Origin of the sequence: Pectobacterium odoriferum, assembly GCF_009931295.1 — a bacterium.
In the GTDB taxonomy this organism is placed as follows: Bacteria; Pseudomonadota; Gammaproteobacteria; order Enterobacterales; family Enterobacteriaceae; genus Pectobacterium; species Pectobacterium odoriferum.
This window is the reverse complement of sequence record NZ_CP034938.1, coordinates 2,992,316-3,013,367: the sequence shown is the minus strand read 5'-3', so window position 1 is coordinate 3,013,367 and position 21,052 is coordinate 2,992,316. Positions and strand designations below refer to the sequence as shown.

Sequence of the window (21,052 nt, the reverse complement as noted above, 5' to 3'; positions counted from 1 at the left end):
ATACATATAGCATAAAAAATGGAAATAATCCTTTATTTCCATTTTATTGCTAACTCAAAACCACGTCCTGTGGGCGTGGTCATCAGTATGTTTTGGCTCCGCCTTATTGTCTTTTGATTTAAGTTTAACGGGACTGGCAGAGACTTCTTTTTAGATATTTTAGTACGCCCCTATGGGGCGCATTCAATGCCACCTGCTACGCAGGTGGATTTTTACTTTTCATATATTATTAATCGGGGAGTTTCCCATTTTTCCTTATATAGTTTGTGAAATAATCTTTTTCTGGCTCATTTATAGATAGAATTGATGTTAAATCTTTATGGATTATTTCGTTCCCATTTGCATATAATATGTTTTTACATTTTTCAAATTTATCGAAATAAATATTTTTTATAAATTTAAAGTTTTTTTCGTTGCAACTAATAATCCATACTCCATCAATATGTAGATATTCTTTATTATCAAAGTAACTGGATCTAAAATTAGTCAGGTTTTTTTTGTGTACATGAAAGTCTCGATCTTCAATACTATGAGTAACATTCTTGTTCTCATCTATGTTTATCATTATAATTTCTTGTTTTTTAAATAAATTTTTTAAATAATTATAGTCAATAAACTCATTGTTTTTAATAAATCCTAGATTTATACATACTATATTAAAATCATCAGGATTAATTGTTTCTTTTGATAAGTATTTTTCGTATTTTTCACTTTTTTCTTTTAATGACCCTGTGATTCTGGCATGTAAACTTTCCATCTCTGGAATATATTGCTCTACAGACCCTCTTCTCTCTGCTACAGGGTTTGAAGGGGACTCGTTACTAAATAATGCAAGTGATGATTTTTTTTGATCGACCTGAATAGGCGTTATTATTTCGATGTTTATTTTCTTTTCTGAAAAATTAAAACTAATATCAGGGCCTTCATCTTTACTATTTATTTTTACACCAATGCTAGATAGAGAGTCTTTACAGTATTTTAATATTAACAATTCAGACAATCTCTGAAGTGTTTTATCTAACGAACTCATTTGCGTTATGAAATTACTATCTAGTAAATTTTCATTTTTTGTTTCATTAAAGATTTCAGAGTAAAAATTAATTGAATTTTCATCGGTTGTATAATGTCTCTTTATAGCATCGTGAAAATGTGAAATATCTAACATGTTAACTCCTGATTATATTTTGATTTCTGGTTTAACTTTGTGGCGTATTTATTATTATATTATTGCTCTAGTCTGTAAAGTTCATTTTCTGTTTTTATGTTTTTAATTATTATAATGAATACTATTATCTTGGTAATTAATTTATCTTTATGCTTTCCGCGTTTTTTATATCTTTTTATTATATATGAAATATTTGTTAACATTGAATGCGATTTGCTTTTTTATCAAAAAGATCATGTTTTCCGACATGAATATATTTCTCATTACTGAGAAAAATTCAATTAGTAAGCCTGTGCGACTCCAGAAATAATAATCAGGTACTGATATTCATCGACAGTATTTTTTATTGAATGATTTATTATAGTTAATTATGTTTATTTATTATTTATAAAAGCTATTTAATTAATTAAGCTTGAAAAATAAGGGAGTGGTTGTATTAAAATGGTTTCTTGGTAAGGTGTGATAATTATATTGTGATTTTTATATATCCCTCCTTCATTTTTAAATTATTTCTAATAAATTTTTTATATTTTACCGAGTGAGTTACTTTTTTCAACCGAAGGGCGAAAAAACAAGGGAGAACTCGAAGAAGCAGCGTAGCGCTTCGTAGAGTTAGCCCTTGCTATTGACATCAATAAATAATGTGTTATTTGTTTAATAAATTTATTTATTAGAGGTGTATAATGTTTAGGGATATAATTTCTCAGGTTTTACCGGTTTTTATAATTATTTGTTCATGCTATCTTCCAGTAGCAATTCATCGAGATTTGAAAAAAATGTCAATAAATAATCTTACTGATAAGAAAAGCGATTAAAAAAATTGCTGCTATTCCAGAGTATAATAAAATCGCATTTTTAAATGTGGATTTTGTTTTATTGGATTTAATGTGATGATTATAAATCACATTGCCAATATAACCAGTTATTGCAATGAATAAAAAGTAAATAATAAATGTTAACCATAAAGGATGGATCTTAGATATTACTCCTTCGTATGCAATAAAATATCCGCCTGAGATCACCGCTGCCAAAATGAAACTTTCAACTCTTTTTCCCATTTCATACCTCACTCATTTTTAGTAAGATTCATACAAGTGGCTTACGCATATGCCACATACTTTTCTACCAATTTTTGCAATTTTCTCTCTGGCTTCTTGTTCTGTCTTACATGAAAATTTATTAAGTTTACTCTCACTCTTTTCCATTTTATTACAAATGGACTTTGATTTTGAATTACATTTGAAATCAGGGTTGTTTATATACATATCACCCTCGAAAAGGTGTAACTCCCCAGACTCATTGTGTTCTTTAAGAGTATAAGCCTTCATGATATTTTCCTTTTAAACTTCACCTGATGTTTATATCTTATAACAAGTGACAAAATCAATGAAAAAATATTATCAATGTTATTTTTTAATGAAATTGTTTTTTTTGTAATCATTATCAAGCGAATTTTTTATTGATTGATACGTGATTGAATTTATTTTGACGTGGCTCTATTATAATGATCGGTGTATATATTAAAAGGATATGTTTTATTAATCTTTGCAGTTTTTTATAAAAAATAGTTTATCTATCTAGCATACCTAACTAAAAACCATAAAATATAAGGGATTACCATGACTACTTGTAGAATCTGCGGGTTAACCTATGATCCGTCTTACCCTTACGATGTAAAAATCCATATAGATAAGCACAAAAAATTAGCGAAAGGTATACAGCCACGTATGGTTCGTGAGTTCTCGAAATCTTTTGGCTGGGCTATTGCTTATAATGATGGTGGGATTGAACGTATAGAAAATTATTTCGATCCAGAGCTTGGTAAGTTAGTGGTTGTTTTCTCTTGGTGGAGTCGAGCTTTAGAAAATGGCGTATCTCAAAAAGATTTTGATGCATACATGGATGCTCATCTGAAATTTGCTGACTCATTGGTAAGTGGTAACGGTGTAGCTGAAGCCCGTATAGCAATCAAAAAGTGGGAGGTATATGCAGGATAATTGAGATTGTTAACATGGTCGATAATTTTATCTTATTACATTGCTATTTTTAGAAGGGGATTACTGGGGGATTTATTTTAGCTATCGGGTGGATCTTTTTCGATAGTAGGGCTATATCGTATAAGCAGTATTTTAAAAATCATTAGCATAAAAATATTTTACATCTGTAATTTTTTTAATTGTGATTAATTAGACAGGACAGCAATGTTTATAAAAACTATAGGAAAAACAAACCATTCTGAGTGGGTGGTGAGAAATAGTTTGTATTGGATGTCTGCTTACACAAGATGGCAACTGGGGGCAGATGACAACGACTGGATCGTCTCTTTTGAGTCCTTTGACGACACCATCAAGTTTGAATTTGAACGACTCCTGAATGATTACAAGCTCCGCGAAGCTCATCAAAGCCATACCGGACATATCAGGGCTTCAATCATCTCCACGGTGCTGAGAAGCATTGATGTGAGGCTGACCGAATGAAGCCAATGCCATTTAACTTTGACAGGTTGAATGATGGCAGGGTATTCATCAGCAATCTGGCTGGTTTTCATCACTTCATCACTAACGATGAATTAGAAAGCCTTTCCTGCAATAAATGGTCGCCGGAGTTCCGGTCTAGTGAGATTCTGGAAAGTAAGCTATTCATTGCCGACGATGTTTCCGAAGACCTGGCTTCTGCTTCACTCAGTTCAGGATTTGCTAAACGACTGATGAGCGATCTGGCTGTCAGACCGATTTTCATGATTGTGCCAACATTGAGGTGCGATCATACCTGCAAGTATTGTCAGGTTAGCCGGGCGGCAATCGGTGCTGAAGGTTACGATCTTGATCCGCTTCTTATCCCTGATATCGTTCAGACCATTAAAAAACTGTCTTCTCCTCCCTATAAAATAGAAGTGCAGGGCGGGGAGCCTTTACTCCGGTTTGATCTGATCCAGGAAATATACGCTGAGTGTGAGAGAACGCTGGGTCAGCAATGCTTTGAAATGGTGATTGCCACAACGCTCTCACTGCTTGAATCGTCCATGATGGACTGGGTTAAAGATCGCAATATCACGTTCTCCGTTTCTCTGGATGGTGGTGAGGATATCCACAATAAAAACCGTCTCCTTGCCGAAGGTAAATCCTATTCAAAAGCCGTTGCGGGGATGCTGGCGGTGCGAGAGCAACTTGGCGCAGGTCGCGTGGCGACAGTCACGACCGTTACCAAGGCATTGATCCAACATCCGGGTTCAATCATTGATGTCCATCTGGGATTAGGCTTGACTGATATCTTTGTCAGACCTGTTAGCCCCTACGGATTTGCCCATAAAGAAAGTTTCACTTTCTCGATGCAGGAATATTTCGACTTTTACGCCGCGTTGATTGACGAAATTCTGTGGCATAACCAGAAAGGCACTGCTGTGGTTGAACACTCAGCCGCGATACATTTAAAGCGGATTTTCAATCCGGGTTTTAGTGGCTATGCCGATCTGAAATCCCCCAGTGGCGTCGTATTGAACTGTATTCTCTTTAACTATGATGGCCGTGTTTATGGCAGCGACGAAAGCAGAATGCTTCAGAAAGTAAATGCAGATGCTGATTTTAGTGCCGGGGCTGTTTCAGGATTGTCTTTTTCTCAAAGCCCTTACTATCAGTCAGTCCTGAGTTCATCGTTCAATTTCGCTCTACCGGGTTGTGATACCTGTGCTTACCAGCCATTTTGCGGAGCAGATCCTTGCCAGAACATCAGTGTTCAGGGAGAGCCGGTAGGCGACAGAAGCCGCTCCATCTTCTGCCAATATCATAAGGGAATGTTCCGGTTCCTGATGAATGCCATTGCTCAGGATGGGCCTACCGCAACGATGCTGAAAAGGTGGGCTTATGTCTGAGGTGCTAAGAAACGATATTTTCCGTTTTACGGTAAAAAACACGGTTGAAATGGGTTTCTATCGGCTGTGCAAAAAGAAGCCCGTTGACCCACAGTTTTTTCTGCCAAATTTACTGATCCAACCTTCTTTTGATGATGGTGCGGTTGCCCCTTATTATGCAGGCTCTATCGTCAGTAATCAGCTATACGAGTCCGTAGAAGATGGCGATATTGGCGTTGTGAATAATGGCAATATGCTCAGAGTGATTTTGTCTCGCAGAGCAAATCATAATACTGTCCTTGTGACGGAAAGATGTAATAACCGATGCCTGTTTTGTTCTCAGCCACCAAAAACACCCAATGATGACTGGCTTCTTACACAGTCTGCCCTTGCGATTGCGGCATTTAACTTTAATGGGCTTGTCGGGGTCAGTGGTGGTGAGCCGCTGCTATATGGCGAAGAATTTCTCTCGTTTCTTGATTTCGTTATTGATAATGCTCCTGATACCTCTCTGCATGTATTAACCAATGGTCGACAGTTTGCTGATGCTCGGTTTGCTGAAAAGGTGAGGGAACGAAGCAAAAGAATGAACATCACCTTTGGGATCCCGCTTTATTCTTCACGACAACACATTCATGATCATCTTGTGGGGAGTGATGGTGCTTTCAGGGACACCGTTAAGGGGTTAATTAACGCTGGAAATTCAGGTATCAACATTGAATTAAGGATCATCCCAACAAAGGCGAATTACCACGATCTTGCTGACGTGGTGGAATATATTGGCAGGGTTTTTTCTAACATCAGTCAGATCTCCATTATGGGATTGGAATCTATTGGCTGGGCAAGAAAGAACTGGGATGAGATTTTTGTCAGTCACGATTCGTATGCGACCTCTCTGTCCTTAGCTACCGACACGGCCAACAGAGCGGGAATCCCGTTGGTGATATTCAATTATCCGCTGTGTCACCTGCCTGAGTCTTTATGGGATTATTCAACACAATCTATTTCTGACTGGAAAAACTACTATCCAGAAGCGTGTGATTCATGCAGTAAAAAATCATCCTGCGCAGGTTATTTCTCCTCATCAAAAGGCCGTTTTCATCAAATGCCGAGACCAATACTATGAAAAGATTAAAGTTAGCCGCTTTATTACCTGGTTTTTTAGCACTCAATAACTCTGTGTGGGCCAGTGATGCAGCGATGAATATTGAAGAGTTTGGCTACTCTCCGTTAAATGATCACGATCTTGTGCTGGCACCACTCAATACCGAAGTGCCTTTTTATATTGCCGGTCACCGAAGCCACAGCTCTCATCGTAGCCACAGTTCGCACAGCTCCCACCGTTCTTCATCCGGTGGTGGATATTATGGTGGTAGTGCTACACCATACTACCCTCGCAGCAGTGATTCATCTTCCGGGAGTAGCGGCTCAGGAGTGACGTCATCACCGTCTTCGCCAGCGGCATCTTCACCTTCAACGAGAGCGCTTCGTCCTGAAACCGGAAATTCTGTAAGCTCTTCAAGATCTGGAACGAGCCAAAATACCAATACATCCATGAATGGTGTCTCTTCCGATCAGGAAAAAAGACGCAGGCTTATCATGCGTGTGCAATTTGCCTTGTTTGATAAAGGCTATTATGAGGGCATCATTGATGGCGTCATGGGACCAGGAACCCGATCTGCTATAAGAACATATCGAATTAATAAAGGTCTCCCTTTACCAGCCACTGAAACGTTAGATACCCAGTTACTGAATTCATTAAATGTGCTTGCACGATAATTATTCTTAGAGAAGGTTATTTATGGCTAACAACTGATGACCGTATTGATGGAAAAGGATCTGGATAAATGTATACCAGATCCATTTAACAGAGGGAGTTGAGATAAATTTACATCGCTAGATTAGTGCATCTTCTGTCGAATGAAAATCCTGATATAACCAGTCAAGCCTTTCCCAGAGGATGAACGTTAGAATTTCTTTGACCTGTGGCTGTTTGGTCTCGATAACGGCATAGATCAACGCTCTGCACTGATCGATGATTTCTTCCTGCTCTAAAGGTGTGTTATCGAACATAACGCACCTCTGTAGCTTGTTGCTGAAACTGATTAAAATAACGCTTACTCGATTGCTTAAAGTGCTGATCTTCCAAAAGAGAATTGCTAGACTTGCTGATAGCTATATCGTTACTTCCTTAACGGTGTGGTTAGCCCCTGCCTGGTATTGCATTACCTTTCAGGGGCGAAACTGGTGATGAATGTGAGGTTTGTGATAGTGTACGTACCTATAAAACTCAGCATAGTTAAAAAGGTACGTACATGTCAACGATTAAACGCGATACGAAAAAATCTTCATCATTGGGGAAATCACCCACTTTTCAGATACGGATCTCGCCTGAACTACGTGAGCAGCTTGATGAAGTTGTGGCGAAAGAAGGTGTTAGCCTTGGGAACTGGTTCAAAGAGCTTGCCCGTAAAGAGCTTCGTAAGCAGGGGATTGAGCCGAAGGGGTAATTTTCGACCCCATACAGTTATCTTCAGAGGATATAGAAATGATACTGAGCAAAACAGGTTATCCCGAAGGTGAGAAACTACGCGCCGTATGGGATTGCTGTCACGAGCTGTATGAGAAACTTGGCGGCAAGCCTCCTACCCGAAAGCAATTCTATGAAGAAATAAACAAACGAGAGCCGGATAGAAAAGGGATAAGCACCCATTCACGTCAGTGGGGTGACTGGATGAGACATCATGGTTTTAGATGAAATAGGTTGTTAGATAGTAAGATATGAGACTTACTATATCGACCATCTTACTTGTTTATCGTGTGATAATATGAGGAGTTGTAATGAAAGAACATATCCATTCTATGCCTTACCTTGCTCGTTTTGCTTCTAAAAGAACAGAGGAAAACAATATACCTGGGTATTATTCATCTGAGCAAGATGTATGGGTCATTGAAGATGGTGATAAAGAGCTGCCAATAATATTTAAGGGATGTCTGCCTGAAACTCTTACAAAAACAAATGCTAACCAAGAAGGAGATGATGACACCTCTTATGTAATGATTGAACTTGCAACAAAAACAGCGGCTGAACTTGAAAGAGACGATACAGATTTAAGTATGAATCATCTATTAGAATTGGTTACAAAAACAGATACTATTCAAGAACGAGATGATAATAATTGGGGAGGTAGCCATTTAATTGAACTTGCTACAAAGACTTTTGTAGCTGTTGAAAGAGATGAGGAGTTTTCCTTCCTTCATCTTTTGGATAAAGAAAGTATTATAAACTAAGGATGGTTTCGCATGATATTGTTAGTAACAAATCAACGTGATATTACTACGGATTATATCATTTTAGAGCTAAGAAGACGTGGTGTTGATTTTTTTCGTCTTAATACAGAAAGTTTACCTGGCTCTTATAGTTCTATGTCGAACTCATCCAAAATGGACTGGAGAATAAAAATAAATGAAAGGGAAGTGAACGGGAATGATATCAAAGCCGCTTATTTCCGGAGACCAGGTAGACCTAATATCCCTGAAGACATAACAGACAAAAATGTTAGAGATTACATTGATGGAGAATGGAACGGTTTCCTTAAAAGTTTATATATGCGTCTCGATGGTTTTTGGTTTAATTCACCAACTAATATTATTTTAGCAGAAGATAAGCCTAGGCAACTTTTATTAGCAAAACAGATCGGATTTGATATTCCAGAGTCTTACATTACTAATTCATTCGATGAAGTAAATGAATTTTCTAAAAGGGCTAATGTTATAGGAAAACCGCTTAGGCAAGCTGTATTTACCGAAGGCAATGCTGAAGGTGTGATATTTACAAACAGAATAAATGAATTAAGTGAACAAGACTCTACCGCATTATCTCTCGTTCCTATAATTGTTCAGACTGAAATAATTAAAAAATACGATGTCAGAGTGACAGTTGTTGGAAGTAAGGTGTTCCCTGTGGCTATTCTTTCTCAAGCTCACAAGGAAACTGAGGTGGATTGGCGAAAAGGTTCAAGAATAGATTTAAAGCATGACCCCATAGAATTACCTTCTTCAATAAAATTGAAATGTATAGAGTTAGTTGAATCACTAAATCTTCGATTTGGTGCAATAGATTTTATTTGTGACAAAAATGATAAATTTTGGTTTCTGGAAATTAATCCTAATGGGCAGTGGGCGTGGATAGAGAATCAGACAAGTCTTCCTATCGCAAGTGCGATTGTCGACGAACTTATAAGGATTAGTGAACATGAAGTGTAAAGATATAAGGGAGTTATTTTGGCCTATTTTAGAAAAAATGACCGAGCAGGAGGAAAGAGAAGACAGAGAAAATCTTAATAGAGATATTTTAAGGATAAAATCTACTGATTGGAGTGAAAATAGTGATTTAGCTTTAGATGAAGCTAAAAAACTTAATGAATTAGAAAATCAAAGAAGGGGAAGTGCTGATAGCAAAGCTGCTATATATTTAACAGCAATTACAGCACTTGCCCCTGTTTTAGTTTCATTAATCCCTGGTATCATTAGTAATGGTAAAAATCCTAAAGTGATTGATTTTTTATCATTTATTATATTTTTTTATGCAATGATTAACCTACTTAGAGCTGCACTTTGGGCATTTGATACCTTGAAAGTATCTGCTTCAAATAGAGTCGATGTCATTGATTTGACAAAAATTTGGGATATTAAAAGTTTTCATAAGGAAAAATTAATAAAAGAGAATCTTTTTACTGTACGGAGAAATCGAGACGGTGTTAATAAAAAGGTGACTTGCATCAAAATGACACACGAACTTCTCTTAAGAACTTTTTTAGCTTTTGTTTTTTTGTTGACGGTCCAGACTACATCCTCATTTTTTTCTGATGTTATTTTCGATAAAAGAGAAGATGATAAATTTTTTGAGGAAAAAAAGTACCATACTAATGATGGTTATTATTCAGAAGGAAGTGATTCGTGGATTTGAATGTGAAAATAAGTATTCGATTAATTGAGTATATTAGAGCCTATCCCAATAGGCTCTAAATCTCCAAATATCATTAGCTAAAAATCACCCTCCCTTTTTTCGCTGCTTTCGCTATATCTATCAGTTCGTATTTGGTTTTACTACTGCTGTTTTGCACTTCAAGTGAGTGCCCATTCAAAATAACTTCCGCAACATCAATGATTTCATACTTGGTGAATTTTGTGCCATCAATAACCAAGCTAGCTCCAGCTTTAGCTATATCAATTAAATCATACTTTGTTTTGCTCAATTTTTCGCCCTTTTTTATAAGAAATGATTTTAGTATAATTTAATAATTGAACAGAATTAAAAACATATCCAACTATAATCTATACCTAATGTCTGTAGTGCTTTAAATATATTTCAACAAACACATCACGAGGCTCAACTTCACTGCCAAGAAGCTGCTTCTTAAACTCGTATATTAGGGTTATTTCGTTCTCAGTCAATGGAGAACGCCCATCATAGTTTACGAATGAGCAAATCGATTCGCTGAGCTCTTTGATATCCATATCATCCTAATAATTATAATTGCATCAATGGTTTTGAGTGTTCATTAGCGATAATATGCAGAATGCAAAACCATTGAAAAGGAAATTTATATGGCTAATTATGCATACATGACTATCGAAGGTAAATCACAGGGATTGATTTCTGAGGGTTGCTCCACATTAGAATCTATCGGTAACCGATATCAGGCAGGGCATACCGATGAAATCATGATCCTGGCTTTTAACCATATGATGAGCAATGACGGTCATGCAGTCCATAACCCTATCACCCTGGTAAAACCTATCGATAAGTCAACGCCGTTACTGGTGGAGTTGCCCCTACTAAAACGGACACGGCTAATTAGCAGCTAACATGGCATCGCGATATTCGCGTGGGGATTTCATATTCAGCCCCTTGTGCGGATGCAGGTTATTATAGTCCTCCATCCATTCTGCCATTTTTTCCATCACTGATACTGCATCCGGCAGGTCATTTACGTAGACGTAATCCCGCTTGAACGTCTTGACGAACGATTCTGCCATGCCGTTGCTTTCCGGGCTACGTACTGGGGTGGTACACACGATGAACCCCAGTGAACTGGCGAACGTACGCGTGGCATCGGCTATGTAGCAACTGCCGTTATCAGTCAGCCATTCTACTGCATGTGGGACCATCAGTGCGTTACCGAACCGCTTCTCCAGACTTTCTGTCAGCAGATCCTGTACCATTACACTGCTGATACCCCCTGTGGTGGCACTCCAGCCGATAACCTCTCGGTCACAGCAGTCCAGGCTGAACACCACTCGTACCACTTCACGGTTCCAGCAGCGGATTTCAAAGCCGTCAGAGCACCACCGGGTATCCGGTTTCAGTGTGATCACACTACCGGTATGGTTGCGGTGTTTTTTCTCATGACCCGATTTTGCCAGCAGCAGGTTATGGTGTTTCATGATCCGGTATATCCGCTTTGGATTTACCCGGCGACCGTCTTCCTTTAACCTGCGATTCAGATGTGCGGTGACCCTGCGATAGCCATTTGTCGAGCGCTGGCTGCATATCTGTCTGATTGATGGCAATAATTCCTCATCCGCTTCTTTGCTGTAACGCGCCATACGGGGCAGTCGCTGCCCACTCAGGCGTTCATAAAGATTAGAGCGTGATACCTGCAGTACCTGTGTTATCCGGATTAGGGGATATCGTCCGGTGGCAGCAATGGCATGCGCGATATCAACTTTTTTGACTGCGCTATCTCCAGCGCATCGCGGAGGATTTCGGCTTCCATTGTTTTACGTCCCAGCATCTGCTCAAGCTGTTTTACCTTTTTTTCCAGTGCCTTAACTTCAGCAACACTGACAACGTCATCGCCAGCAGCGATCGCAGATTGGCCACCTTCGTTCATAAGTCGTTTCCATTTAAAAAGCAGACTGGGTGTAATGCCATATTGCCGGGCAACCAGAGAAACGGAATAGCCGGGTTGCATGGACAGCGCAACAAAACGGGATTTTTCTTCGGCAGTATAACGGCGTCGCTTCTGCTCGCCAGTGATCACTTCGATTCTTTGCACAAGACACTCCTTAAACATAGGTCTATGCCTATGTCTTATTGATGAAGTGTCCGGTTTAAATGGGGGCTACTACAACTGGCAATGGCATTGAACGAGCAAGAGAAGGTCAAAGTGCTGCTCGACTTTTACCGCACGACGCAACATGCCAAACAAGAGAAATTTTTCTCGATTCAGATCAATGATGGACTCATATCAGATATCAACCTCGTCATGCCTAACATCATTGATGATGGTGCTGGCCTGATATTGGAGCATATCTCTATCAGATATAAAGATGTGACATGGACGCATCATAAGGCTGGGACGTCTGGTTATGCACTGTGGGAAATGACGAAGTTCATGAACTAAACAAGTGCAGGGGTGACCCTGCATTCATTTTTTATCAAACCAGTCAGATAATTTCCCTAACCCAATGAAAACAGAAACGGCAATGATTAAATGGACTGTTTTTTCACTCCAAGGGGCATATCCAACAAATAGAATATAACAAATCCAAAAGAAGCATATGCTGAAAAGAAACATGGTTATGTTGTTTAATATGAAAATAAATGCCTTTTTTAGAAAGGTAGTCATATCACTTAATCCTGTATTCTATTTTATCAATTAATTGATTAAACATGCCATTACCATAAACTCTCCTCATCTTTATTGCTTCGGTTAGTGGTTCAACATTTTCTTCAAACAGGAAGAAAAGAAAATCCAAATCATCTCTTCTCAACTCTGAATATACTTCAGGATTGTGGCTCCTCAAATACATTGATCGATATATTGACCGTTTCGCCATACCACCAAGCAACAAAATATAATATACCGTGCCAGTAGATACTTTGGGGGCATTGCCGATTCTTTTTGCTATTTGAAAGACTGCTTGTGAAACAAGCATACTACCGACTACGGAGCCTACTGCCTTATTATAAATCGACTCTTTTTTAGACTCCGAGGCATCTCGGTTAAAGACCTTAAATATTCTTTTTATTGCCTCAATGATTTTTTCTCTTGATACAATTCCTCGATGAATCGCTTTTATCAATCTTTCCATTTCTCGTGATTTGGCATACCGTGTATCCGTATCAATAAAATCATAGGCCAGATAGCCAAAATTCTTACCTATCTCTGATATGCCAGAGCCTATCCCTTCATAAAAATCCGTAGTGGTTAGCATCTTCACTATACGGTCAGCCAGTTCATCTAAGTCTGCTTCGGTCATTGTTATTCCATCCATGAATTACATGATTTGTCACAGTTGATTGTAGTGTAATCAACTAATGAGCGGAATACATTCTTATTACATTAATAGCCTGCTATTTATTTGGTGAGGATAACCGCTACTTGGTTCATCATGGTTGAAGGTATGCTCATGTCTCAAAAAAAATGTAAAAGGCGGTTATCAGAGGGGATGTGTTGATTTTCAGATATAGATAACCTTTAGGTCGCGAATAACTCAATGAATTTTTAACGAAAGACGGTATCATCTATGTCACTGACTCAAAGAATTCACTGGTCAGTAACTGAGCGTAGAAAATGACTGAGTTACAGAAACTATTTTTATGATTGAATTATTATATGAGGGATTATGAGCGGAAATATTTTTCCAGATGATTTCCTGGAACAACTTAGCAAGATAACGATTAAAGAAATCCCTGAGCCTAACTTCTTTGATGTAGGTGGATGTGGTTATTTTGAAAACCCTACATCAGATTTAATGGCATTGTTTATGGGAGGTCATGAAAAAGTAACGCCGTGGCTGTTGAAGGCATTATTAAAACTATTAAAAGTAGATGCTGAGAATATGGATTTTTCGTCACTCACTGCTGACAGAGAAGTTGGGTGTGAGGATGGAGAAAGAATCGATATCGTAATATATCATGACGATTTTATAATCGGCATAGAGAATAAAGTCATCTCCGGTATTAACAATCCGTTTGATAAATATGAGGAGCAACTTAAAAAACATATTGATAATAATCAAGATGTATATAAGTGCATACTTAAGCCCTCATGGAATAAAAGTTCAGTAAATAATGACTGGAAAGTTATCACCTATGCTGAGTTGGCTGATATGGCAATTTCCCTTCTGGGTCAGGATATGATTAATGAACCATTAAGTAAATGGACGATTTTCTACAACGAATTTTTATCCCATCTGTCTGCATTGAGTGAGGAAGAAATGAGTGATTTATTGAGTAATGAACAGTCTGATTTTATCACGGAAAATTTTGGAAAACTTATAAAAGCTAAACAGCTTTTGGAGGTGTTTGAAAATACTATCTCTCAGGAAGGGAAAAGTGTCATTTCCAAAATATTTCCTGACAGCAATATCACCAATCGTATGAATAATTGGGATGGGGATTATAAAGCATTGCACTTTTATCCAAGTGAGTGGGGAGGCGAAAAAACGTATATGACTTTGGTTTATAGTCCTGATGGGGATGGAATTGAATTCTATGTCAATGCTGAAATTAATAAAAATCAATATCCCGATATAGCCTATCTCAAGGATGAAGTAGAAAAGAGCATAGCCAGGAATGATTTCATACCGAGTGCAAGTAATGAAGATTACTCTGTCTCTTCCTCAAAAAATGGAGCCAATCTTTCTCTCAGTTTCTGGGGGCTATCGAAAGATAAACAGGGAGCAATGACGCTGCTGCATGATATGACTGTGTGGGTGAATGAAAAAATAAAATCTGTTCTGTAAATGCGGCTTTTTTTGCACGATATGGGCTACTTTCCTACAAAATGTAGCCCATCTATGGTGAAGCGCGTTGCCCGAAAAGCCCCAACGACCATGAAGGGGCTAAAAGGGCAGGGGTTATTGCTTCCTGTTGGCAAATTTAGCCAGCGACAGAAATAATGCTTGTTTTACCATATGAAGCTGACTCAACATGCTCTCCCCACCAAGCCATCATTTCCCTACGTTGTTCCAGATATTGAGCTCGATTGTAGGCTCTCCTGACTTCATTAGTATCGATATGCGCTAACGCTGCTTCGATCACATCAGGGGGAAATCCTTTTTCATTGAGGATGGTCGAAGCAATGGCTCTCATTCCATGAGCTACCAGCATATCTTTGAAGCCCATACGTTTGAGTGCCATGTTCGCGGTCTGGCTGTTCATTGGCTCAAGCGGGTTACGATATCCGGGGAAAACATAATCCCTGTGCTTACTGATGGGCTTCATGACTTTCAGAATCCCCAGCGCTTGCTCTGAGAGCGGGATAATGTGCTCACGTTTCATCTTCATGCGACCGGCAGGAATACGCCATTCTTTTGCGTCAAAATAGATTTCATCCCAGCGCGATTCGGCGGCTTCGGCTGGTCTGGTCATAGTGAGTAATTGCCATTCGATAAGACAACGGGTTTGTCTCCCAATGCTGGCAAATGACAGTGTTTTCATCAGAAGTGGTAATTGCTCTGGCAAGAGGGCAGGGCGATGCTTCACCTTCGGCTTATGAAAAGTGCGTCCGATTCGGGCGGCTGGATTTACTGAGACCAGACCAGACCAGAGTTGAGGGCATAATCCATGATTTCATTGATACGCTGACTCAGACGTTTAACAGTTTCAAGTCTGCCTGCGGCATGAGTGGGTTCTAACGCTCCAATAAATCGTTGAGCCGTGATGTTAGCAATCGGCATAGAGCCAATGTGTGGGAATACATACTTGCTCATGGATCGCCAGATATCGTTCAACGTATGTGTTGCCAAACCTGCTGATTCTTTAGTTTTAAACCATTCGGCAGCAACTTTTTCAAATGTGTTCTCTGTGGCATTTTTTTGCCGTGATTGCTCTGCTTGCTTGTGCTCCTGCGGATCAACGTCTTTGCCAAGAAGAAGGCGTGCATCTTCACGAAGCTTACGCGCTTCGGCAAGAGATACCGAAGGGTAAGCGCCAAGGCTAATCATTGCACGTTTGCGAGTGAAGGGTTTGTAGTAGCGAAAACGCCAGAGTTTTGAACCGCTCGGAGTGACCTGTAATTCTAAACCGTCTCCATCGTAGAGGATGATAGCACGGTCAGTTGCCTTGGCGCTTTTGACCTCAGTATTGTTCAGGGGCTTTGTCTGACGTGCCATATCGCTCTCCAATCAAATCCGCAAAGCTGTTTAGGCATAGGATTGAGGCTACATGTTGCGTCGTATGCCTATATCTATGCCTAAAAAGTGTGGATTTCAATGTATCAATATGGAATTCAGTAGACAACAGAAAAACAGCGGGTTTATACAACCCACTGTTTGATCTGTTATTTATAGTCTTGTCTGGACTTCTGTAGACAAAACGTTGGGGGAAATTTGGTCGGCACGAGAGGATTTGAACCTCCGACCCCCGACACCCCATGACGGTGCGCTACCAGGCTGCGCTACGTGCCGATGCTATGGGCATTTATACTACCTTTTCCTGACCTTATTGCAATAGCCTGATGGAACGACTGCTTTAGATTTAGGCAGTTAGTTGGCAATAAAGCGCCTTTCGTTCGTTAGTACCTGCAAGAGTAGGGCAAGCTGCGGTTTTTCATCATTCAGCCGATTTCCTGCCATGTCGTAAGCCCGGTAGTTGCCGTTGCTTTCCAATATGATGAGCTGATCCGGCGTCGTGATGAGCAGCGTGCCGCCGTTGCCGTTAATCAACCACGGGTAGCGTCGTTGGGCAGAGAACAGGTCTTCGCCCTGTGAATAATCATCCGTGCTGTTTTTAACGTGGAGCAGGCGCTGCATTAGCGTAGTCATGACGTCTTTGTTGTCCGTCATTTTGGTAATGGTTTGTGCAGGTGTGTTCGGCCAGTGAACAATGAGCGGCGTTTGCCACAGTGTACGGGCAAAACGTGCCGCGTTGCTGGCATTCGCATTCTGGTTTTGTGCAGTTGTTACGATGACGACTGTGTTATTCAGAATGTTTTTTTCCTGCAGGGTATGAATGATTTGCCCAATCTGGCGGTCAACGTCCTGAATATTCATGCGGCCGTTAGGCTCAGCACCTTTGCCATCTGCGGTTTTCGGTGCGCTGCTCAGTTCAACGTAAGAGAACCAAGGTGCCGGGTTATTATCGCGGCTGAGCCATTCCTGCCATTGCGTAATGATGGCATCGCCGCCTTGCTGCTGCGGTGCAGGTAAGGAGAAATCAGAAAGCAGCGCCTGACGATAAAGCGGACTATTGAAGCCGTTCGCCGAAAATAGCCCAAACTGATAGCCCTGTTGGCTTAACGCGGTGATCAAGGCAGAAGGTTTACGCGCACTCAGGATGCCATCCATATAGGTCGTCGAGAGGCCGTAAAACAGGTTAAACAAGGCGGCGTCTGGCTGAGATCCTGAATCGTAATGGTCACTGAAGCGCACGTTTTCTGCGGCGAAACGCGACAGGTTCGGCATCCGATTTTGAATGGCGTCTGGTTGCGTATCGTCGATCATCACCATCAGCAGGTTGTAGCCGCTGCCGCTATCGCGGAAGGTGATGTTATTGAGCGGATACTCCACTGTCATGGCTTCAGGGTTGCCTTGTTGCGTCAGCCGACGCTGATATTCCTGTGCATCCAGCAGACCGTGTTTTTCCAGAAAACGACGCGCCGTCATCGGATAAGACAGCGGCAGGTTGGCGCGCTGCATGGTAATCGGGCGATAAAAATTCGCATCGGCCCAGATGTACATCAGATGTGACGCGAAGAATGCCGAGATGAAAACGCCCGCTAACGGTTTGCCAAAGTGGCGGCGGTTCAGGCTGCGGAGTTTTTGCCAGCACCAGGTGCCGAACAGCATTTCTGCCATGAAAATCAACGGAATGCCGATAAACATCCACTGCCAGTCGCGGGCAATTTCACCCTGTCCCGGATTGACGACGAGTTCCCAAACGGTGCTGTTGAGGTGCAAGTGAAAGCGTGTAAAGACCTCAACATCCACTAACAGTATCGTCAGCCCGGCCGTTGCCAGTGCCGCAGACAGGAACCGTAGCAAGCGCTGTGACATCACAATAAACGTGAGCGGGAAGATGACCAGCAGATAGGCGGCAAAGACGATAAAGCTAAAATGACCAAGCCAGCTAACCAGCGCGTAAAGTCGACCGAACAGGGAGGTCGGCCAATCGGCAACAAACAGGTAGCGGCTACCCAGCCCCAAAGTGAGCAAAATGTTGAATAAGGCGAACCAGTGTCCCCAACTGATCATCTGGGAGACTTTTTCGCGGTATCGCTGACGGTTGGTTACCATACGTTGGTCAAAACTTAGTGAGCTTTATCGGCTTTTTTAATCGAAGCCTGTAAGGCTTCAGCGAAAGAACGCGCCAGAACCTGACGTTGTGCAGGTGCGATGCTGGTGTTAATCAGGTTCGTCACCATGTTACCGAGCACCATCAAAGCAAGATCGGTTGGGGCGTGGTGCTTTTCCAGAACATTGACCATCTCAGAAAGCAGTTGTTCAACGTGTTCGTCACTATAACGGGATGATTGTGGCATAAAATGGCGTATCTCAAGCTGGTAAAGTCGCTTATCTTACCGTATAGGCTTATGCTTTTCTGCACTTTTATCATTAACGTACTTTTATCACTGGCGTACTTTTATCAATAAGTAGTGTAGACGCTTAGTGCGCGTACAGATGTAAAGGGCCAGCTTTAATGTGTTGCGGGTCGTTCGTATCAGTGTTTGAATACGCGCCTTGCCAAAAGGAGAGTTTATCATGAGTCTGGATATCGCCCAGATTGCCCTGCATCAGCTAATTAAACGTGACGAACAAACGCTGGAAATGGTGTTACGTGATTCCCTATTGCCAACCAATGCGGCAGTAGAAGAGATGATGGCTGAACTGCATCGCGTCTACAGCGCCAAAAGTAAGGCCTATGGGCTGTTTAATGAGCAAAGCGAGCTGGCGGATGCGCTGCGAGCTTGTCGCAAAGGGGATGAGGATTTTCTAAGTTTCTCACGCGCCGCGACCGGACGCTTGCGTGACGAGCTGGCGAAGTACCCGTTTGCTGAAGGCGGTATCGTGTTGTTCTGCCAGTATCGTTATCTGGCGGTCGAGTATTTGCTGATATCGGTGCTCAATAGCTGCAACAGCATGCGAGTTAATGAACAGCTGGATATCAGCACCACGCACTATCTGGATATCAATCATGCCGATATCGTTGCGCGTATCGATTTGACGGAATGGGAAGTTAATCCAGAATCCACTCGCTATCTGACGTTCCTCAAAGGCCGCGTCGGGCGCAAGGTATCTGACTTCTTCATGGATTTTCTGGCCGCGTCAGAAGGGCTGGACACCAAAGCACAAAACCGTGGCTTGCTGAAAGCGGTCGATGAGTATTGTGACGAAGCGCAGTTAGATAAAAACGAACGCCAAAATTATCGTCAGCAGGTGTATAGCTACTGCAATGAGCAGTTGCAGTCCGGTGAGGAAATCGAGCTGGCATCGCTGTCGCAGGAGCTGCCACCGCTCGGAGAGAAAACCTTTCAGCAGTTTTCAGCCGATCAGGGCTATGAGCTGGAAGACAGTTTCCCTGCCGATCGTGGGACGCTGCGCCAACTGACCAAATTTGCTGGCAGCGGCGGCGGCATCAGCCTGAATTTTGATGCGCTATTGCTCGGTGAGCGAATTTTCTGGGATCCGGCGACGGATACGTTGACGATTAAAGGCACGCCGCCGAATCTGCGCGATCAGTTACAGCGTCGGACGAGCAGCGGTAAGTAGTCGGCGCCAGAAGATGCTGCCCTTTTTCTTACTTCAGGAAAAGGGCAGTGGCTGATAACGGTTTGAAACGATAGTGATTAGAAGTATTTAAGCCAGCGGATGTCTCTGCGGCGGGCTTTTAGGCGGGCAAACGCGCGAACGGGCGAAAATAACACGACCATCAGCACCAGAGTACACACCCACAATTGCCAGACGGCGGAAAAGCCGAACCACTCCCCCTGATTTTTCCCCCACATCGCGACAGCGGTTAAATACATCCCTTTTAAAACATACAGATGCAGTAGGTAGAAAAACATCGGTGCGGCACCGAAGCTCGCTAGCATCACCAACCAGCGCTTTTGTTGCCGACGCTCGAATATGGCAAGCAGGCAAAGCCCGATGCTCAGCGTCAGACAGAGGAACAGCAGTGATGGCGGGTATTTCATGATGTTGAAATAGCTCATGAGCGTTTGTGTGATGACATCACCCTGTTGCCAGGGCTTTTCGCCATACCGATTGATGCTACGCAGAACGAAGAACAGCGCTAGCGTGATCCCAGACAGAGCGAGCAGGGCTTTCTGACGCTGAAGCGGAAAGACCTCTTTTCGATATAGTGCGCCAGCCGCATAGCCAAGTGAAATGACACCAATCCAGGGAAGTACCGGATATGAAGTACGCATACGGAATGTGTCGCCGATGTCTATCCAACCGCGATCGTGCAGAATCGCCCAGGGAATGGACCAGATGGAGCCTGCGGAAGCCTGCAGAGGGTCCAGTAGGTTATGTCCGCCCACGATAACGATGCCCAGTATCAAAACCAGCCCGGCAGGGAGCCAGAACAGCGCACTGAGGGCCAGCATGCTCATGCCGATTGCCCAGATTACTTGTAAATAGATAACCTGTGGCGGGAATTGGAACGTCCACGCGAAGTTGATTAGCGTGAGCTCAAGAAGGATAAGAATTAAGCCGCGCTGAAATAGAAAGAGGGCGGTTTGTCGGCGATCTTGCACTTTCTGATAGTAAAGCGCTGCGGAGAGCCCAGTTAAAAACACAAACACGGGGGCACACAGGTGCGCCAGCGTACGGTTGATGAAGAGGATGGGGTCGGTACTGGTTACATCAATCGGATCGGCGAGTTGCAGGTGCAGATAAAAGGTTTCCCGCACATGATCCAGTAGCATAAGTACCATAACCAGACCGCGCAGGGCATCGATAGCGATAAGTCGCTGTGAGATATCACGAGACATGTTCACATTCCTTTGTGAATGAATAAATTTTTATAAAAAAAACGCCGCATAAGCGGCGTTCTTCTTTTCCGGCGTCCCGGAAAACAACTT

Annotated in this window: 23 protein-coding genes, 1 tRNA gene and 1 pseudogene; 13 read left to right on the top strand and 12 right to left on the bottom strand. The window is 41.8% G+C overall.

From position 1 onward, the window contains the following. Positions 1-229: 229 nt before the first annotated feature. The 3 genes from EO763_RS13455 to EO763_RS13445 form a co-directional block, all read right to left on the bottom strand. A complete protein-coding gene (locus EO763_RS13455) occupies positions 230-1,165 on the bottom strand; it encodes a hypothetical protein (RefSeq protein WP_161529246.1) in 936 nt (311 codons plus the stop codon). Between the two features lie 779 nt (positions 1,166-1,944). Then, complete coding sequence (locus EO763_RS13450; protein ID WP_103199471.1) at positions 1,945-2,223, bottom strand: hypothetical protein; 279 nt, start codon at positions 2,221-2,223, stop codon at positions 1,945-1,947. Between the two features lie 18 nt (positions 2,224-2,241). Continuing rightward, positions 2,242-2,493 carry a hypothetical protein gene (locus EO763_RS13445; RefSeq protein WP_103199472.1) on the bottom strand — a complete coding sequence of 84 codons (252 nt, stop codon included), beginning with the start codon at positions 2,491-2,493 and terminating at the stop codon, positions 2,242-2,244. 291 nt (positions 2,494-2,784) lie between these two features. Here EO763_RS13445 and EO763_RS13440 point away from each other — a divergent pair, with 291 nt between their 5' ends. From EO763_RS13440 to hxsA, 5 genes are all read left to right on the top strand, one after another. Next, on the top strand, positions 2,785-3,162 hold the full coding sequence (locus EO763_RS13440; protein WP_208851954.1) for a hypothetical protein: 378 nt from the start codon (positions 2,785-2,787) through the stop codon (positions 3,160-3,162). A gap of 204 nt (positions 3,163-3,366) precedes the next feature. After that, a complete protein-coding gene (gene hxsD / locus EO763_RS13435; protein WP_161529245.1) occupies positions 3,367-3,642 on the top strand; it encodes a His-Xaa-Ser system protein HxsD in 276 nt (91 codons plus the stop codon). Then, the gene (gene hxsB / locus EO763_RS13430) at positions 3,639-5,033 is read left to right on the top strand and encodes a His-Xaa-Ser system radical SAM maturase HxsB (RefSeq protein ID WP_161529244.1); all 1,395 of its coding nucleotides are present in this window, start codon (positions 3,639-3,641) and stop codon (positions 5,031-5,033) included. Before hxsD ends, hxsB begins: the two co-directional genes overlap by 4 nt. Then, positions 5,026-6,138 (top strand): His-Xaa-Ser system radical SAM maturase HxsC, encoded by a 1,113-nt coding sequence (gene hxsC, locus EO763_RS13425; RefSeq protein WP_161529243.1) that lies wholly within the window; start codon positions 5,026-5,028, stop codon positions 6,136-6,138. Before hxsB ends, hxsC begins: the two co-directional genes overlap by 8 nt. Next, positions 6,135-6,791 (top strand): His-Xaa-Ser repeat protein HxsA, encoded by a 657-nt coding sequence (gene hxsA, locus EO763_RS13420; RefSeq protein ID WP_103161092.1) that lies wholly within the window; start codon positions 6,135-6,137, stop codon positions 6,789-6,791. The genes hxsC and hxsA overlap by 4 nt, the downstream gene beginning before the upstream one ends. A gap of 117 nt (positions 6,792-6,908) precedes the next feature. Here hxsA and EO763_RS23300 read toward each other — a convergent pair whose 3' ends face one another. Beyond that, positions 6,909-7,085: a hypothetical protein gene (locus tag EO763_RS23300; protein ID WP_167521842.1), complete on the bottom strand. Its 177-nt coding sequence runs from the start codon at positions 7,083-7,085 to the stop codon at positions 6,909-6,911. A 242-nt stretch (positions 7,086-7,327) separates the two neighbouring features. On the opposite strand from EO763_RS23300, the gene EO763_RS13415 reads away from it, so the two are divergent. From EO763_RS13415 to EO763_RS13400, 4 genes are all read left to right on the top strand, one after another. Further along, on the top strand, positions 7,328-7,522 hold the full coding sequence (locus EO763_RS13415) for a hypothetical protein (RefSeq protein WP_010305181.1): 195 nt from the start codon (positions 7,328-7,330) through the stop codon (positions 7,520-7,522). Between the two features lie 331 nt (positions 7,523-7,853). After that, positions 7,854-8,303 carry a hypothetical protein gene (locus tag EO763_RS13410; protein WP_161529242.1) on the top strand — a complete coding sequence of 150 codons (450 nt, stop codon included), beginning with the start codon at positions 7,854-7,856 and terminating at the stop codon, positions 8,301-8,303. A gap of 12 nt (positions 8,304-8,315) precedes the next feature. Then, positions 8,316-9,278, top strand: a complete 963-nt coding sequence (locus EO763_RS13405) for an MvdC/MvdD family ATP grasp protein (RefSeq protein ID WP_161529241.1) — start codon at positions 8,316-8,318, stop codon at positions 9,276-9,278. Beyond that, entirely contained in the window at positions 9,268-9,981 is a 714-nt protein-coding gene (locus tag EO763_RS13400) for a hypothetical protein (protein ID WP_161529240.1), read from the top strand. The genes EO763_RS13405 and EO763_RS13400 overlap by 11 nt, the downstream gene beginning before the upstream one ends. Before the next feature lie 73 nt (positions 9,982-10,054). Here EO763_RS13400 and EO763_RS13395 read toward each other — a convergent pair whose 3' ends face one another. Continuing rightward, complete coding sequence (locus EO763_RS13395) at positions 10,055-10,270, bottom strand: hypothetical protein (RefSeq protein ID WP_161529239.1); 216 nt, start codon at positions 10,268-10,270, stop codon at positions 10,055-10,057. A gap of 352 nt (positions 10,271-10,622) precedes the next feature. On the opposite strand from EO763_RS13395, the gene tssD (EO763_RS13390) reads away from it, so the two are divergent. Continuing rightward, on the top strand, positions 10,623-10,883 hold the full coding sequence (tssD, locus tag EO763_RS13390; RefSeq protein WP_161529238.1) for a type VI secretion system tube protein TssD: 261 nt from the start codon (positions 10,623-10,625) through the stop codon (positions 10,881-10,883). On the opposite strand, the gene EO763_RS13385 is transcribed toward tssD (EO763_RS13390), so the two are convergent. Next, positions 10,869-12,094 (bottom strand): IS3 family transposase gene (locus EO763_RS13385; protein ID WP_244321988.1). Its coding sequence is split into 2 segments (ribosomal slippage): positions 10,869-11,752 and positions 11,752-12,094, totalling 1,227 coding nucleotides; the frame shifts between segments, so codons are not numbered across the junction. The two genes, tssD (EO763_RS13390) and EO763_RS13385, sit on opposite strands and share 15 nt — an antisense overlap. A gap of 63 nt (positions 12,095-12,157) precedes the next feature. Here EO763_RS13385 and tssD (EO763_RS13380) point away from each other — a divergent pair. Further along, positions 12,158-12,424: a type VI secretion system tube protein TssD gene (tssD, locus tag EO763_RS13380; protein WP_161529237.1), complete on the top strand. Its 267-nt coding sequence runs from the start codon at positions 12,158-12,160 to the stop codon at positions 12,422-12,424. Positions 12,425-12,650: 226 nt separating this feature from the next. Here the strand turns inward: tssD (EO763_RS13380) and EO763_RS13375 are convergent, their stop codons facing one another. Continuing rightward, positions 12,651-13,283 (bottom strand): hypothetical protein, encoded by a 633-nt coding sequence (locus tag EO763_RS13375; RefSeq protein WP_039490017.1) that lies wholly within the window; start codon positions 13,281-13,283, stop codon positions 12,651-12,653. Positions 13,284-13,649: 366 nt separating this feature from the next. On the opposite strand from EO763_RS13375, the gene EO763_RS13370 reads away from it, so the two are divergent. Continuing rightward, positions 13,650-14,771, top strand: coding sequence for a PD-(D/E)XK nuclease family protein (locus EO763_RS13370; protein ID WP_161529236.1), 1,122 nt, complete (start codon positions 13,650-13,652; stop codon positions 14,769-14,771). A 136-nt stretch (positions 14,772-14,907) separates the two neighbouring features. Here the strand turns inward: EO763_RS13370 and EO763_RS23620 are convergent. The 4 genes and pseudogenes from EO763_RS23620 to EO763_RS13345 all read right to left on the bottom strand — a co-directional run bounded on the left by EO763_RS23620 (position 14,908) and on the right by EO763_RS13345 (position 18,508). After that, a pseudogene (locus EO763_RS23620) lies at positions 14,908-16,142 on the bottom strand (integrase domain-containing protein). 217 nt (positions 16,143-16,359) lie between these two features. Continuing rightward, positions 16,360-16,436: transfer RNA gene (locus EO763_RS13355), tRNA-Pro, on the bottom strand. Between the two features lie 78 nt (positions 16,437-16,514). After that, a complete protein-coding gene (gene yejM, locus EO763_RS13350) occupies positions 16,515-18,263 on the bottom strand; it encodes an LPS biosynthesis-modulating metalloenzyme YejM (RefSeq protein WP_161529233.1) in 1,749 nt (582 codons plus the stop codon). A 14-nt stretch (positions 18,264-18,277) separates the two neighbouring features. Next, a complete protein-coding gene (locus EO763_RS13345; RefSeq protein ID WP_005967239.1) occupies positions 18,278-18,508 on the bottom strand; it encodes a YejL family protein in 231 nt (76 codons plus the stop codon). A 220-nt stretch (positions 18,509-18,728) separates the two neighbouring features. On the opposite strand from EO763_RS13345, the gene yejK reads away from it, so the two are divergent. Next, a complete protein-coding gene (yejK, locus tag EO763_RS13340; RefSeq protein ID WP_103860962.1) occupies positions 18,729-19,736 on the top strand; it encodes a nucleoid-associated protein YejK in 1,008 nt (335 codons plus the stop codon). 77 nt (positions 19,737-19,813) lie between these two features. Here the strand turns inward: yejK and EO763_RS13335 are convergent, their stop codons facing one another. Beyond that, on the bottom strand, positions 19,814-20,962 hold the full coding sequence (locus tag EO763_RS13335; protein WP_161529232.1) for an acetyltransferase domain-containing protein: 1,149 nt from the start codon (positions 20,960-20,962) through the stop codon (positions 19,814-19,816). Between the last annotated feature and the right edge of the window lie 90 nt (positions 20,963-21,052).

Coding starts and splice junctions, on each gene's coding strand:
- EO763_RS13455 (WP_161529246.1), bottom strand. CDS start 1,165: ATGTTAGATATTTCACATTTTCACGATGCTATAAAGAGACATTATACA.
- EO763_RS13450 (WP_103199471.1), bottom strand. CDS start 2,223: ATGGGAAAAAGAGTTGAAAGTTTCATTTTGGCAGCGGTGATCTCAGGC.
- EO763_RS13445 (WP_103199472.1), bottom strand. CDS start 2,493: ATGAAGGCTTATACTCTTAAAGAACACAATGAGTCTGGGGAGTTACAC.
- EO763_RS13440 (WP_208851954.1), top strand. CDS start 2,785: ATGACTACTTGTAGAATCTGCGGGTTAACCTATGATCCGTCTTACCCT.
- hxsD (WP_161529245.1), top strand. CDS start 3,367: ATGTTTATAAAAACTATAGGAAAAACAAACCATTCTGAGTGGGTGGTG.
- hxsB (WP_161529244.1), top strand. CDS start 3,639: ATGAAGCCAATGCCATTTAACTTTGACAGGTTGAATGATGGCAGGGTA.
- hxsC (WP_161529243.1), top strand. CDS start 5,026: ATGTCTGAGGTGCTAAGAAACGATATTTTCCGTTTTACGGTAAAAAAC.
- hxsA (WP_103161092.1), top strand. CDS start 6,135: ATGAAAAGATTAAAGTTAGCCGCTTTATTACCTGGTTTTTTAGCACTC.
- EO763_RS23300 (WP_167521842.1), bottom strand. CDS start 7,085: ATGTTCGATAACACACCTTTAGAGCAGGAAGAAATCATCGATCAGTGC.
- EO763_RS13415 (WP_010305181.1), top strand. CDS start 7,328: ATGTCAACGATTAAACGCGATACGAAAAAATCTTCATCATTGGGGAAA.
- EO763_RS13410 (WP_161529242.1), top strand. CDS start 7,854: ATGAAAGAACATATCCATTCTATGCCTTACCTTGCTCGTTTTGCTTCT.
- EO763_RS13405 (WP_161529241.1), top strand. CDS start 8,316: ATGATATTGTTAGTAACAAATCAACGTGATATTACTACGGATTATATC.
- EO763_RS13400 (WP_161529240.1), top strand. CDS start 9,268: ATGAAGTGTAAAGATATAAGGGAGTTATTTTGGCCTATTTTAGAAAAA.
- tssD (WP_161529238.1), top strand. CDS start 10,623: ATGGCTAATTATGCATACATGACTATCGAAGGTAAATCACAGGGATTG.
- tssD (WP_161529237.1), top strand. CDS start 12,158: ATGGCATTGAACGAGCAAGAGAAGGTCAAAGTGCTGCTCGACTTTTAC.
- EO763_RS13375 (WP_039490017.1), bottom strand. CDS start 13,283: ATGACCGAAGCAGACTTAGATGAACTGGCTGACCGTATAGTGAAGATG.
- EO763_RS13370 (WP_161529236.1), top strand. CDS start 13,650: ATGAGCGGAAATATTTTTCCAGATGATTTCCTGGAACAACTTAGCAAG.
- yejM (WP_161529233.1), bottom strand. CDS start 18,263: ATGGTAACCAACCGTCAGCGATACCGCGAAAAAGTCTCCCAGATGATC.
- EO763_RS13345 (WP_005967239.1), bottom strand. CDS start 18,508: ATGCCACAATCATCCCGTTATAGTGACGAACACGTTGAACAACTGCTT.
- yejK (WP_103860962.1), top strand. CDS start 18,729: ATGAGTCTGGATATCGCCCAGATTGCCCTGCATCAGCTAATTAAACGT.
- EO763_RS13335 (WP_161529232.1), bottom strand. CDS start 20,962: ATGTCTCGTGATATCTCACAGCGACTTATCGCTATCGATGCCCTGCGC.